The organism is Janthinobacterium foliorum, from assembly GCF_978021625.1.
Window position 1 is genome coordinate 101,951 of record NZ_CDXDQE010000014.1, and the last position, 13,427, is coordinate 115,377.

Below are 13,427 nucleotides of genomic sequence, written 5' to 3' on the forward strand. Positions count from 1 at the left end.
CTCACGCCGTGACGGGCCGCACTTCGATGGTGCCCAGGAATGCCGCAGGACAACGCCCGGCCCAGGACAGCGCCTCGTCCAGGTTGGCGCAGTCCAGCAGGTAGTAGCCGCCCAGCTGCTCCTTGGTTTCCGCGAATGGCCCATCCGTGATGACAGGCTTGCCGTTCTGTACGCGCACGCAGGTGGCGCTGCCCACGGGCGCCAGTTCGGCGCCGCCGCGCAGCACGCCGGCGGCCTCCAGCGCCTGCGTATAGCTGGCAAAGTCGGCCATCAGGCTGGCCATCTGTCCTTCCGGCAGGGTGTCATAGCGGGATTCATCGGCGTAGATCAGGATCAGGTATTCCATGGTCTCTTCTCCAAAAGAAAAATGCCCGCAAGCGCGGGCATCCATACGACGAACGGGGCGGCGGCAATCCGACAAGATTACCGCATTATTTTTTTGGCTTAATGTTTGTGCCCGCAGCTGGGTCCGTGGACGTGGCCTGACGATTGCTTGACCGTCATGTCGGCCTTGGCGTCGCGGCCGCTGTCGCCCGGATAGCCGGCCGCCGCCAGCTGGCCCAGGTAAGCCTGCCACAGCTTGTCTTTCTCCGCGCCCAGCTTGTACAGGTAGGCCCAGGTGTACAGGCCGGAGTTGTGGCCATCGCTGAAGGTGGGCTGCACGGCGTAGTTGCCGACGGGCTCGATGCCCGTGATGCCGACGAGGCGCTTTCCTAACTGCAAGGTTTCCTGGCCCTTGCCATGGCCCTGCACTTCAGCCGATGGCGAGTACACGCGCAGGTATTCAAACGGCAAGGCAAATTCGCTGCCATCGTCGAAGGCCACGTCGAGCACGCGCGACTGGTTGTGCACGGTCAAGCCGGTGGGTTGCGGGGTTGCTGTTTTTTCAGTCATGACAATACTTTATGCGGATAAGCGTTGAATAATGGCGGCGCGCAAGGCCGGCAGCAGGGCGCGGCGCGCGGCCAGCACCTCGGGCGCCGTCTCGCGCTGCACCACGGCCCAGCTTGGGCTGGGAAAATGCGCATCGTCGCGGTAGCGGGGAATCACGTGCCAGTGCACGTGCGGCGTCATGTTGCCGAAACTGGCCACGTTGACCTTTTCCGGCTGCATCACTTCGCGCACGGCCAGTTCGACTTGCCACACGACTTCCATGACGTAGTTGCGCTCGCCCGGCGTGAGATCCGTCATTTCCTTGACGTGCTTGTTCCAGATCACGCGGCAAAAGCCGGGATACGCGGGGTCGTCGACGGCCACCACGGACAGCCGGTCGCTGCGCCACAGCAAGGTCTCCAGACCCTGCTTGTTGGCGTAGCCGTCCAGCAAGCCGCACAGATCGCAGGTGGAACTCACACCAGCACCCGTTCGATGCCGCCGTCATTGGCGCGTTTCACGTAATCCGGCATCCAGTTTTCTCCCAGCAAGTGTTTGGCGATCTCGACGACGATGTAGTCGGCCGTCGTGCCCGAATCGTCATTGTAGCGCGACAGACCTTGCAGGCACGACGGGCAGCTGGTGAGAATCTTGACGTCGCCGGTAAACCCGTCGCCGCGCAGCTTGTCGGCGCCCTTGACCATCTCTTCTTCCTTGCGGAAACGCACTTGCGTGGAAATGTCGGGACGCGTGACGGCCAGCGAACCCGATTCGCCGCAGCAACGGTCATTCTTCTCGATCTTCACGTTGTCCACCGTGCTGATCAACGAGTTGATGGTCTTGCCCGATTCCTGCAGCTTCATCGGATTGTGGCATGGCTCGTGGTACATGTAACGGGTGCCGTTCACGCCTTCCAGCTTGACCTGTTTTTCCAGCAGATACTCATGGATATCCATGATGCGGCAGCCGGGGAAAATCTTTTCAAACTGGTATGTCGCCAGCTGGTCGTAGCACGTGCCGCACGAGACGAGCACCGTCTTGATATCCAGGTAATTGAGCGTGTTGGCCATGCGGTGGAACAGCACGCGGTTGTCCGTCATCATCTTCTCGGCCTTGTCGAACTCGCCCGCGCCCCGCTGCGGATAACCGCAGCACAGGTAGCCCGGCGGCAAGACCGTCTGCACGCCCACTTCCCACAGCATCGCTTGCGTGGCCAGGCCCACTTGCGAGAACAGGCGCTCCGAACCGCAACCGGGGAAATAGAACACGGCTTCCGTATCGGCCGTGGTCGTCTTCGGATTGCGGATGATCGGGATGACCTTGTCGTCCTCGATATCGAGCAGCGCGCGCGCCGATTTCTTCGGCAGGTTGCCCGGCATCTTTTTATTGATGAAGTGGATCACCTGCGCCTTGACGGGCGGCTTGCCCGTCGATGGCGGCGGCGCCTTGGTCTGCTTCTTGGCAAATTTCTTCAGCAAGTCGTGGCCCAGGCGCTGCGCCTTGTAGCCCCAGCCGATCATGACCTGGCGCGTGGCGTTGATGGTCACGGGATCGGTGGCGTTGAGGAACATCATCGTGGCCTTGGTGCCAGGATTGAAGCTCTTCTTGTCCATCTTGCGCAGCAAGTTGCGCATGTTCATCGACACGTCGCCGAAGTCGATATTCACGGGGCAAGGCGTGACACATTTATGGCAGACCGTGCAGTGGTCGGCCACATCCTCGAACTCTTCCCAGTGCTTGATGGAAATGCCACGGCGCGTCTGTTCTTCGTACAGGAAGGCTTCGATCAGGGACGAGGTCGCCAAGATCTTGTCGCGTGGCGAGTACAGCAAGTTCGCGCGCGGCACGTGGGTCGAGCACACGGGCTTGCACTTGCCGCAGCGCAAGCAATCCTTGACGCTGTCGGCGATGGCACCGATATCGCTTTGCTGCATGATCAAGGACTCGTGCCCCATCAGGCCGAACGATGGCGTATAGGCATTGCGCAAGTCGGCGCCCATGCCTGGCAGGTTCAGCAGTTTCCCCTTGTTGAAGCGGCCTTCCGGGTCGATGCGCTGCTTGTAGCTGCGGAAGTCGCCGATCTCTTCTTCCGTCAAGAATTCCAGCTTGGTGATGCCGATGCCGTGTTCGCCGGAAATGACGCCATTGAGCGAGCGGGCCAGTATCATGATGCGGCCCACGGCTTCGTGGGCATCCTGCAGCATGGCGTAATTGTCCGAGTTGACGGGCAAGTTGGTGTGCACGTTGCCATCGCCCGCATGCATGTGCAGGGCCACGAACACGCGGCTGCGCAAGATGCGCGCGTGAATCGCCGTCGCTTCGTCGAGGATCAGTTTGAACGCGGCGCCATTGAAAATCTGGCGCAGCTGGGCGCGAATCTCTTGCTTCCAGGTAATGCGCACCGTGCGGTCCTGCACTACGTCGAACAGGGTGGCGTTTGGCTGGGTTTCCAGGCGCGCGTCGAAGACGGGCAGCAAGCGCTCCATGCCCAGTTCGGCCAGCTCGTGCTTGGCATCCGCCAAAGGACGGTCCAACTGGGCCAGCAGATAGGTCCAGCGGGCCGTCACTTGCGCCAGCAGCTGCTGCGCCTGCTCAGCCCGGTCGCCCAGCATTTCCGCGTCGTCGACGCGGTCGTCCGAGGCGTCGTCGCTCTTGCCGATCGGCAAATTACCCTTGGCAAAGAAGTCGCTGAGGGCTTCGGCCAGCTGCAGCTTGTTCTTGATCGACAGCTCGATATTGATGCGTTCGATGCCATCCGTATATTCGCCCATGCGGTTGAGCGGGATCACGACGTCCTCATTGATCTTGAACGCGTTCGTGTGCTTGGCGATCGCCGCCGTGCGGGCACGGTCGAGCCAGAATTTCTTGCGCGCTTCCGGGCTGACGGCAACAAAGCCTTCGCCCACGCGGGTATTGGCGATGCGCACCACTTCCGACGCCGCTTGCGCGACGGCGTTTTCATCGTCGCCGACGATGTCGCCAAACAGGGCCATCTTCGGCAGCACGCCCCGTTTCGACTTGGTGGCGTAGCCGACGGCGCGCAGGTAGCGCTCGTCCAGATGCTCCAGTCCCGCCAGGCGGATGCTGGTGTATTGCTCGCCCTTGGCCGGCAAGCCGTCCAGGTAATCCTTGATTTCCACGATCGACGGGATGGCATCGCGCGCCTGGCCGAAGAATTCCAGGCAAACGGTGCGGGCGAATTTCGGCATCTTGTGCAAGATCCAGCGCGCCGACGTGATGAGGCCGTCGCAACCCTCTTTCTGGATGCCCGGCAAGCCGGCGAGAAATTTGTCCGTCACGTCCTTGCCCAGGCCTTCCTTGCGGAACTTGCGGCCAGGAATTTCCAAGATTTCCGTCTTGAACGGCGCGTTCGGCTTGGTGACATCGCGCGTGCTCGGGTGGCGCCATTCCAGCTGGAAACGTGCCAGCGCGATATCGTGGATCTTGCCCAGGTTATGGTCCAGGCGCGTGACGTCGAGCCAGTCGCCGTTCGGGTCCACCATGCGCCATGAGGCCAGGTTGTCCAGCGCCGTGCCCCACAGCACGGCTTTCTTGCCGCCCGCATTCATGGCGACGTTGCCACCGATGCACGAGGCGTGCGCCGAGGTGGGGTCGACGGCAAACACGAAACCGGCCTTTTCCGCCGCTTCCGACACTTTATTCGTGATCACGCCGGCGCCCGAATTGATGGTCGCGTATTCGTGGCTCAATCCCGGCAAGACCGTCATTTCGACGGCGCCCAGGGTGATGAGTTTTTCCGTGTTGATGACGGCCGACATCGGCGTCAATGGAATCGCGCCGCCCGTGTAGCCGGTGCCGCCGCCGCGCGGGATGATGGTCAGTCCCAGCTCGATACAGCCTTTGACGAGGCCGGCCATTTCCTCTTCCGTGTCGGGCGTGAGCACGACAAACGGGTATTCCACGCGCCAGTCGGTGGCATCCGTCACGTGGGAGACGCGCGTCATGCCGTCGAAGCGCACATTGTGCTTTTCCGTGTAGCGGCCCAGTACCTTGACGGTGCGCTTGCGCAAGTCGTAAGTCTTGCGGAATTCGTCGCCAAAATCGGCCACGGCCTTGCTGGCGGCCTTCAGCAGCAATTCCACGTTATGGCTGCGCGCCTGCGCCACTTCCGGCGTTTCGCCGGCCGCCAGCGCGTCGCCGCCCGCCGCATCGATGGAGAGGCGGCGCTTGTCGACTTCGGCCAGGCGGTGATGCAAGGCGTCGATCAAGCCCTGGCGCCGCTTCGGATTGTCGAGCAAATCATCCTGCAGGTACGGGTTGCGGCGCACGACCCAGATATCGCCCAGCACTTCGTACAGCATGCGGGCGGAGCGGCCCGTCTGACGGGCACCGCGCAGCTCGTCGAGCAGGCGCCAGGAGTCCTCTCCCAACAGGCGTATGACGATCTCGCGATCGGAAAACGACGTGTAGTTATACGGGATTTCGCGCAGGCGGCTTGCTGCGGGACCATTCGGCGTTTCTGCCAGTAAAGCTTGGATATGTGCGGGAGCGTTCATTGAGTGTGGTGACGATGTGGACTGGACCCTAAAGGCCCATTTTATCTTATTGCGCCGCACCATGCGGGAACAGCCTTATGCCGCCCAAGGTTTAAGCGGGGCCGGTGCAACCATAGCAAATATGGCCAAGCCACATTTTGCATGAATAAAAAATCAGGCTATTTGTCTTTTTCGCGCAAAAATGCCAAGAATCGGACTCGGCTGCAAACTATCAGCCTGCCCAAAAATGGGGCAAATCAGCGTTGCAGACGGCCCCGTTCAGGCCAGCAACTTGCCCACCCAGTGCCAGAAACCATCGGGCACGTAGAGCAGCAGGGCCGTCATGGTCAGGTAGCGCGCGCACTTGCCGACGGCCATGTAGGCAACGCTGGGCCAGAACGGCAGCTTGAGCCAGCCGGCCAGGGTGCACAGGGGGTCGCCCACGACGGGCAGCCAGGCCAGCAGCATGGTCTTGGCGCCATAGCGGGCCAGCCAGCGGAACCAGCGCGTGTCGCGCTCCTTGGCGAACGCCTGCTTGGCGCGATAGCCCATCCAGTAGTCGACCACGCCGCCCAGGGTATTGCCCAGGGTGGCGACAAAGATGACGGACCAGAACAGCGCGGGATTGGCCTTGATGACGGCAAAGACGGCTGGCTCCGAGCCCAGCGGCAGCAAGGTGGCGGAAATAAAGCTGATCAGAAAGACCGAGGTCAGCCCGACTTCCGGTGCTGCAATCAATTGCAGCAACCAGGCGATTGCGGATTCGATCATTGAACACTTCGCGATGCGGTAAGGCTCTCCATTATAATGAAGAGCAGCTTGGGCGCCGCACAAACCGCGCCTGCCGGCATGGGCATACCCGCCCGCAGTTCCACAGAGCATTATTGTCGCCTGGCTATCCGCCGCGGCACCGCCGATATCGACCGACACGCTCCAGAGCCTTTCTGGCCCAGAATCACTTGCTTGCAGACTATGAACATCGACTACCTCAAGAAAATCCTGACCGCCCGCGTCTATGACGTTGCCTCCGAAACGCCGCTGGAACTGGCCCCTGCCCTGTCGCAGCGCCTGAACAACCAGATTTACTTCAAGCGCGAAGACATGCAAAGCGTGTTCAGCTTCAAGATTCGTGGCGCCTACAACAAGATGTCCAAGCTCAGCGAAGCGGACCGCAAGCGCGGCGTGATTTGCGCCTCGGCCGGCAACCATGCCCAGGGCGTGGCCCTGTCCGCCGCCCGCATGGGATGCCGCGCCATCATCGTCATGCCCACCACCACGCCGCAAGTGAAGGTCGAGGCGGTCAAGGGACGCGGCGGCGTGAACGTGGAAGTGGTGCTGCACGGCGAGTCGTACACGGATGCCTACAACCATGCGCTGACCCTGGAAAAAGAGCAGAAGCTGACCTTCGTGCACCCGTTCGACGATCCGGACGTGATCGCCGGCCAGGGCACCATCGGCATGGAAATCCTGCGCCAGCACGCCGGTCCCATCCACGCCATCTTCGCCCCCATCGGCGGCGGCGGCCTGATCGCCGGCATTGCCGCCTACGTGAAACAGATTCGCCCGGACATCAAGATCATCGGCGTGCAAAGCGTCGATTCGAACGCCATGGCCCGCTCGCTGAAGGCGGGCGAGCGCGTCACGCTGAACGACGTGGGCCTGTTCGCCGACGGCACGGCCGTGCGCCTGGCTGGCGAGGAAACCTTCCGCTTGGTGCAGGCCTATGTGGATGAAATCATCACCGTCGACACGGACGCCATCTGCGCCGCCATCAAGGATGTATTTACGGATACGCGCAGCATCCTGGAGCCGTCCGGCGCGCTGGCCATCGCCGGCGCCAAGGCCTATGTGGAACGGGCCAGCCTGTCGAAGCACCCCGTCAACCATGAAACATTGATCACCATCGCCAGCGGCGCGAACATGAATTTCGACCGTCTGCGCTTCGTCGCGGAACGGGCCGAGCTGGGCGAATTCCGCGAAGCCGTGTTTGCCGTCACCATGCGCGAACAGCGGGGCAGCTTCAAGCGTTTCTGCTCGCTCATCGGCGCGCGCAACGTGACGGAATTCAATTACCGCATCAGCGACGAGAAAGAAGCGCACGTGTTTGTCGGCATCCAGATCGCTGACCGGCATGAGTCGAGCGTGCTGGCGAAGACTTTCGAGGAAAACGAGTTCAGGACCCTGGACCTGACGCACGACGAACTGGCCAAGTCGCACATCCGCCACCTGGTGGGCGGCAAGAGCCGCCTGGCGCAGGACGAGCTGCTGTACCGCTTCGAATTCCCCGAGCGTCCGGGCGCGCTGATGCGCTTCCTCGACAGCATGGCGCCGAACTGGAATATTTCCCTGTGCCATTACCGCAGCCAGGGCGGCGACGTCGGCCGCATCCTGATCGGCCTGCAAGTGCCGCCCGATGAAATGGGTGAATTCGCCCGCTTCCTCGATACGCTGGGGTACCGGTATTGGGATGAGACGAGCAATCCCGTCTATAAATTGTTCCTCGGGTAATCAGAAGAGCGGTTCCTTCGGCATCGGAATGCGGAATGCGCCCCACCGGGACGCATTCCACCGGCAGGGACCCGGCGTGCCCGTCCTACCCCAGTCCTTGCCGTTGGCTTGAAATAGGCTACCATTCACCCTTCACAGAATTTGTAGCCACGCCACCATGACCACCACCAACGACCTTGCCGAACAATCCCCGCTGGGCAAAAGCTCCGCCTACCGCACCGATTACGCGCCGGAACTGCTGTTTCCCATTCCGCGCCAGGGCAAGCGCGACGAGCTGGAATTGCGCGGCACCCTGCCCTTCTTTGGCCTCGATATCTGGAATGCCTACGAACTGTCGTGGCTGAACCAGCGCGGCAAGCCGCAGGTGGCCATCGCCAAGGTCAGCGCGCCGGCCGATTCGCCCAACATCATCGAATCGAAGTCATTCAAGCTGTACCTGAATTCGTTCAACCAGACCAGACTGGAAAGCCCGGAAGCGCTGCTGGCCCTGCTGAAACAGGACTTGTCCAACGGCTTCGGTGCGCCCGTGCAAGTGGAACTGACCTTGCAGGAAAATTTCGGCAAGCTGAAAATGGGCGAATTCGACGGCGTGCTGCTCGACCGCCTGGACCTGGAAATCACCCAATACACGCCGTCGCCTCTGCTCTTGAAGGCGGCGCTGGACGAAGCGCCCGTGGAAGAAAAACTCGTCTCGCACCTGCTCAAGTCGAATTGCCTGGTGACGGGCCAGCCAGACTGGGGCAGCGTGCAGATCGAGTATGCGGGACCGCAGATCGACCAGGAAAGCCTGCTGCGCTACCTCATCGGTTTCCGCGAACACAATGAATTCCACGAGCAATGCGTGGAACGCATCTTTGTGGATATCTTGCGTCAGTGCAAGCCGCAAAAACTGTCCGTGTATGCGCGCTACACGCGCCGCGGCGGCCTCGATATCAATCCATGGCGCAGCAACTACAGCACCGGTGGCCTGCCCAGCAATCTGCGCAACGCGCGCCAGTAAGCGCGGCGGCAAGAGCAGACGTCGCGACGAAAGTGCCCACAGGAATGTTGACTGTGTTTTAAAACAACGTTGTCATCGTGCTCTGTGGCATCACAAAAACACTGAAAAGTCGGAAAATCAGCGATCGGCGACGTAAAAAGCGGTATCGCTGGCATTTTTAATCAAGAAATAGCCGATATCCCCTGGTGTTATTTTTTTGTTAAAATGAAGGCAACAAGGGCCGTAGCGCCCACTGCGCCCGGAGCGGGCGTATACTGTTGAGAATTGGCGTTACAGGCCGCTGAAACAGGCCTATAATTCGGCTCGCAAGCCCTCTGCGCATTGCACCATTTCATTGAGTGTCATGACTAATCTTAGCAAAATACTATCCCTCGAAAACGTCCTCCTGGACCTGGAAGTCTCCAGCAAAAAGCGCGCTTTCGAGCAAGCCGGCCTGATCTTCGAAAACAACTACGGCATCGCCCGCTCCACCGTGTCGGACAATCTGTTTGCCCGTGAGCGCCTGGGTTCGACAGGCCTGGGCCACGGCGTGGCCGTGCCGCATGGCCGAGTCAAGGGCAGCAAGACGCTGAAAGCACCGCTGGGTGCCTTCGTGCGCCTGGCCGAGCCGATTCCATTCGAGTCGCCCGATGGCAAGCCCGTGAACCTGCTGTTTTTCCTGCTGATTCCAGATCATGTCACGCAGCAACATCTGGAAATCCTCTCGGAAATCGCCGAAATGTTTTCTGACGATGCTTTCCGCACGGCACTGGCCACGGATCCGGAACCGAAATCCGTGCATTCGCGCATCGTCAATTGGCAACCTAGTCTTCAAGCGGCGGGTTAAACTTCAGGTATTCCTCCACTCCTGAAGAAGACTGCCATGTTGCAAACGCCGCTGACGATCCAACGCCTGTACGACGATAATCGTGAAAGTCTGCAACTGGGCTGGTTCGCCGGCTTCCCGGGCGGCGAGCGCCTGATCTCCGGCGATGTCTCGTCGGCCGCCGACCAGGTGGGCCACTTGAACCTGATCCACCCGGGCCGCATCCAGGTCTTCGGCCACCAGGAAATCAATTACTACCAGCGCCTGAAGGTCAATACGCGCACCCACGTGATCGGCGAACTGATCGCCGGCGGCCCGCCCGCGCTGATCATCGCGCAAGGCCTGGAAACGCCGCCCGACATCCTCGCCATCTGCGACGAGCAAAACATTCCCCTGTTCTCCACCCCGCTGCCGGCCGCGCAAGTGATCGACTTCCTGCGCGTCTACCTGTCGAAAAAACTGGCGCAGCGCATCATCATGCATGGCGTCTTCATGGACGTGCTGGGCGTGGGCGTGCTGATCACGGGCGATTCGGGCCTGGGCAAGAGCGAACTGGGGCTGGAACTGATCTCGCGCAGCCACGGCCTGGTGGCCGACGACGCCGTCGAATTCTCGCGCATCGCGCCCAACATGATCGAAGGCCGCTGCCCGCCCCTGCTGCAAAACCTGCTGGAAGTGCGGGGACTGGGCTTGCTCGACATCAAGGCCATCTTTGGCGAAACGGCCGTGCGCCGCAAGATGCGTTTGAAGCTGATCGTGCACCTGGTGCGCCGCAATGCGCTGGAAGAAGAAGTGGAACGCCTGCCTTTCCTGTTCCCCACGGAAGATGTGCTCGGCTTGCCCGTACGCAAGGTCGTCATCCCCGTCGCCGCCGGCCGCAACATCGCCGTGCTGCTGGAAGCGGCCGTGCGCAACACCATCCTGCAACTGCGCGGCATCGATACCTTGCAGGAGTTCATGGAGCGGCAACGACTCGCCATGAGTGGCGATTAATGTTGCCAAGGAGTTCGCCCATGCATGGGCGAACCGTTACGCAGGCACGCAGCAGTGCTGCGTGAATTCCCTGCTTCACCAACGACTCGCCATGAGTGGCGATTAATGTTGCCAAGGAGTTCGCCCATGCATGGGCGAACCGTTACGCAGGCACGCAGCAGTGCTGCGTGAATTCCCTGCTACACCAACGACTCGCCATGAGTGGCGATTAATGTTGCCAAGGAGTTCGCCCATGCATGGGCGAACCGTTGCGCAGGCACGCAGCAGTGCTGCGTGAATTCCCTGCTACACCAACGACTCGCCATGAGTGGCGATTAATGTTGCCAAGGAGTTCGCCCATGCATGGGCGAACCGTTGCGCAGGCACGCAGCAATGCTGCGTGACTTCCCTGCTACACCAACGACTCGCCATGAGTGGCGATTAATGTTGCCAAGGAGTTCGCCCATGCATGGGCGAACCGTTGCGCAGGCACGCAGCAGTGCTGCGTGAATTCCCTGCTACACCAACGACTCGCCATGAGTGGCGATTAATGTTGCCAAGGAGTTCGCCCATGCATGGGCGAGCCGTTGCGCAGAGACGCGGCAGTGCTCTGCGCACCCCATGCTGCCCCCTCGTTCGTCCAAGCAATACAACATATCGAATTGCAATAATTTGTAAAGATAATTGCCTTGGAGGCAGAGCGTCGGCCTTTATTGTATGATCGTCGTATGCATATCGTCCTTATTACCGGAATATCCGGCTCCGGCAAATCCGTCGCACTCAATGTGCTGGAAGATACCGGCTACTACTGCGTCGACAACCTCCCGCCAGGCTTGCTGCCCAGCCTGGTGCAAACCCTGCTCGATGAAGGCGCGCCGCAACTGGCCGTCGCCGTCGATGCGCGCAGCGCCGAATCGCTGGCCAATTTGCCGCACAATGTGGCGCTGCTGCGCGACCAGGGGCACGATGTCAAAGTCATGTTCCTGACGGCCACCACGCATGCGCTGGTGGCGCGTTTTTCGGAGACGCGGCGCAGCCATCCGCTGTCGCATGAATTGCGTCCGAACCAGAATCCGGCCAGCCGCCGCACCCTGATCGAGTGCATTTCGGAAGAGCGCGAACGCCTGTCGGCCATCGAACAGCTGGGCCATGTGATCGATACCTCGGAGCTGAGCGCCAACAAGCTGCGCAGCTGGATCAAGGATATCGTCGCCTCCGAGCGCGCGCCGCTGACCCTGTTCTTCGAATCGTTCGCCTTCAAGCTGGGCGTGCCGCTCGACGCCGATTTCGTCTTCGATGTAAGGGCCTTGCCCAATCCCTATTACGACCTGGCGCTGCGCCCGCTCGACGGACGCGACGCCCCCGTGATCGCCTTCCTCGATGCCCAGCCCAGCGCGCTGGAAATGCTGGCCGACATCCGCGCCTTCATCGAAAAATGGTTGCCATCATTCAAGTCCGACAACCGCAGCTACCTGACGGTGGCGCTCGGCTGCACGGGCGGCCAGCACCGGTCCGTGTACATGGCAGAACGGCTGACGCAGTATTTCAGCGCCAACGAAAGAGTCGTGCTGCGCCACCGCGAACGGGCTTAGGGCCTATCCAGGTCGCGCAGCGGGTGCGCCTGTGCCGGCCAGACGGGCGCAAAGAAGCGCGCCACCATGGCTGCGTCGACCTCGTCCAGGCTGGCGGGATTCCAGCGCGGCGCATTGTCCTTGTCGACCACCAGCGCGCGCACGCCTTCGAGCACTTCGCCATGTTCGAAATTGTGGCGCACCACAGTGCGTTCCATGCGCAGGCAATCGGCCACGCCCAGATGCGCGCCGCGCCGCAGCAGCTCCTGCGTCACCGACATCATCAGCGGCGAGCGCAAGCGCATGGCCGCCAGCGCCTTGCCGGCAAACGCGCTGTCGTCCTGCGCCAGCGAGGCCATGATGGCGGCCACGTTGCCGGCGCCGAAGTGGCGGTCCAGCGCCGTGCGCGCCGCGGCCAGCGCGGAATCGCCCGCCTGCGCCTGGAACGGGGCCGCCAGGGCCTTGATGGCGACGGGCAAGGCTTCGCCCTGCGTCGTCTCGAACAGGGCCAGCAGCGCGGGCATCTGCGCTTCAGGCAGGTACACGTCGGCCAGGCCCGTGTACAAGGCATCGGCCGCGCCGATGGTCAAACCCGTCAAGCCCAGGTACAAGCCCAGCTGGCCCGCCAGGCGGGACAGGAAATAACTGCCGCCCACGTCGGGAAACAGGCCGATATTGACTTCCGGCATGGCCATGCGCGTGCGGCCCGTCACGATGCGCAGCTGGTTGCCGGGACCGGCTTGCGCCACGCCCATGCCGCCGCCCATCACCACGCCATCCATGATGGCGATATACGGTTTTGGATAGAAATGAATTAAATGATTTAATGCATATTCTTCAGTAAAAAAATCTTCCAGCAGTGCGCTGCCGCCTTGCGGCGTAGACAAGCCCGCATCGTAAAAGAAGCGGATGTCGCCGCCCGCACACAGGGCCTTGTCGCTGCTGGAGCGGATCACCACGGCGTCTACCTGCGGATCGTCGCGCCAGGCCAGCAGGGTGGCGCTGAGGGCCCGCACCATCTCCAGCGACAGGGAATTCAAGGCTTTCGGGCGGTCCAGCACGATGTGGCCGGTACGGTTGCGGATGGCAGTCTGGACGAAGTCGCTCATGGCAGGATGGAAAGTAGTGGGCATGGCAACATTCTAGCGCCTTCGGGTGCAATATTGCGTTCCCGTGGCCCTGCCCGACGCGGGCGACGGGCG

General features: G+C 61.4%; 11 protein-coding genes. 5 read left to right on the top strand and 6 right to left on the bottom strand.

Features of this window, described 5'->3' with window-relative positions; all coding sequences use genetic code 11:
• Position 1 precedes the first annotated feature (1 nt).
• From ACZ92H_RS24010 to ACZ92H_RS24030, 5 genes are all read right to left on the bottom strand, one after another.
• Positions 2–346: a YciI family protein gene (locus ACZ92H_RS24010; protein WP_465051273.1), complete on the bottom strand. Its 345-nt coding sequence runs from the start codon at positions 344–346 to the stop codon at positions 2–4.
• 98 nt (positions 347–444) lie between these two features.
• Positions 445–894 (bottom strand): gamma-butyrobetaine hydroxylase family protein, encoded by a 450-nt coding sequence (locus ACZ92H_RS24015; RefSeq protein WP_465051272.1) that lies wholly within the window; start codon positions 892–894, stop codon positions 445–447.
• 9 nt (positions 895–903) lie between these two features.
• Positions 904–1,353: an HIT family protein gene (locus ACZ92H_RS24020; protein ID WP_465051271.1), complete on the bottom strand. Its 450-nt coding sequence runs from the start codon at positions 1,351–1,353 to the stop codon at positions 904–906.
• Complete coding sequence (locus tag ACZ92H_RS24025) at positions 1,350–5,390, bottom strand: DUF3683 domain-containing protein (protein WP_465051270.1); 4,041 nt, start codon at positions 5,388–5,390, stop codon at positions 1,350–1,352. Before ACZ92H_RS24025 ends, ACZ92H_RS24020 begins: the two co-directional genes overlap by 4 nt.
• A 258-nt stretch (positions 5,391–5,648) precedes the next feature.
• Positions 5,649–6,140: a YqaA family protein gene (locus tag ACZ92H_RS24030; protein WP_465051269.1), complete on the bottom strand. Its 492-nt coding sequence runs from the start codon at positions 6,138–6,140 to the stop codon at positions 5,649–5,651.
• Positions 6,141–6,341: 201 nt separating this feature from the next.
• On the opposite strand from ACZ92H_RS24030, the gene ilvA reads away from it, so the two are divergent.
• The 5 genes from ilvA (at position 6,342) to rapZ (ending at position 12,246) form a co-directional block, all read left to right on the top strand.
• Positions 6,342–7,877 carry a threonine ammonia-lyase, biosynthetic gene (ilvA, locus tag ACZ92H_RS24035; protein ID WP_465051268.1) on the top strand — a complete coding sequence of 512 codons (1,536 nt, stop codon included), beginning with the start codon at positions 6,342–6,344 and terminating at the stop codon, positions 7,875–7,877.
• Positions 7,878–8,034: 157 nt separating this feature from the next.
• On the top strand, positions 8,035–8,877 hold the full coding sequence (gene queF / locus ACZ92H_RS24040; protein WP_465051267.1) for an NADPH-dependent 7-cyano-7-deazaguanine reductase QueF: 843 nt from the start codon (positions 8,035–8,037) through the stop codon (positions 8,875–8,877).
• Positions 8,878–9,220: 343 nt separating this feature from the next.
• A complete protein-coding gene (locus ACZ92H_RS24045; RefSeq protein WP_071079718.1) occupies positions 9,221–9,703 on the top strand; it encodes a PTS sugar transporter subunit IIA in 483 nt (160 codons plus the stop codon).
• A 36-nt stretch (positions 9,704–9,739) separates the two neighbouring features.
• The gene (hprK, locus tag ACZ92H_RS24050; protein ID WP_034753337.1) at positions 9,740–10,675 is read left to right on the top strand and encodes an HPr(Ser) kinase/phosphatase; all 936 of its coding nucleotides are present in this window, start codon (positions 9,740–9,742) and stop codon (positions 10,673–10,675) included.
• Between the two features lie 707 nt (positions 10,676–11,382).
• Entirely contained in the window at positions 11,383–12,246 is an 864-nt protein-coding gene (gene rapZ, locus ACZ92H_RS24055) for an RNase adapter RapZ (protein ID WP_131375706.1), read from the top strand.
• Here rapZ and ACZ92H_RS24060 read toward each other — a convergent pair.
• Entirely contained in the window at positions 12,243–13,334 is a 1,092-nt protein-coding gene (locus ACZ92H_RS24060; RefSeq protein WP_131376056.1) for an enoyl-CoA hydratase/isomerase family protein, read from the bottom strand. The genes rapZ and ACZ92H_RS24060 overlap by 4 nt on opposite strands.
• Positions 13,335–13,427: the final 93 nt, after the last annotated feature.

Coding starts and splice junctions, on each gene's coding strand:
- ACZ92H_RS24045 (WP_071079718.1), top strand. CDS start 9,221: ATGACTAATCTTAGCAAAATACTATCCCTCGAAAACGTCCTCCTGGAC.
- ACZ92H_RS24030 (WP_465051269.1), bottom strand. CDS start 6,140: ATGATCGAATCCGCAATCGCCTGGTTGCTGCAATTGATTGCAGCACCG.
- rapZ (WP_131375706.1), top strand. CDS start 11,383: ATGCATATCGTCCTTATTACCGGAATATCCGGCTCCGGCAAATCCGTC.
- ACZ92H_RS24010 (WP_465051273.1), bottom strand. CDS start 346: ATGGAATACCTGATCCTGATCTACGCCGATGAATCCCGCTATGACACC.
- ACZ92H_RS24060 (WP_131376056.1), bottom strand. CDS start 13,334: ATGAGCGACTTCGTCCAGACTGCCATCCGCAACCGTACCGGCCACATC.
- ilvA (WP_465051268.1), top strand. CDS start 6,342: ATGAACATCGACTACCTCAAGAAAATCCTGACCGCCCGCGTCTATGAC.
- ACZ92H_RS24015 (WP_465051272.1), bottom strand. CDS start 894: ATGACTGAAAAAACAGCAACCCCGCAACCCACCGGCTTGACCGTGCAC.
- ACZ92H_RS24025 (WP_465051270.1), bottom strand. CDS start 5,390: ATGAACGCTCCCGCACATATCCAAGCTTTACTGGCAGAAACGCCGAAT.
- hprK (WP_034753337.1), top strand. CDS start 9,740: ATGTTGCAAACGCCGCTGACGATCCAACGCCTGTACGACGATAATCGT.
- queF (WP_465051267.1), top strand. CDS start 8,035: ATGACCACCACCAACGACCTTGCCGAACAATCCCCGCTGGGCAAAAGC.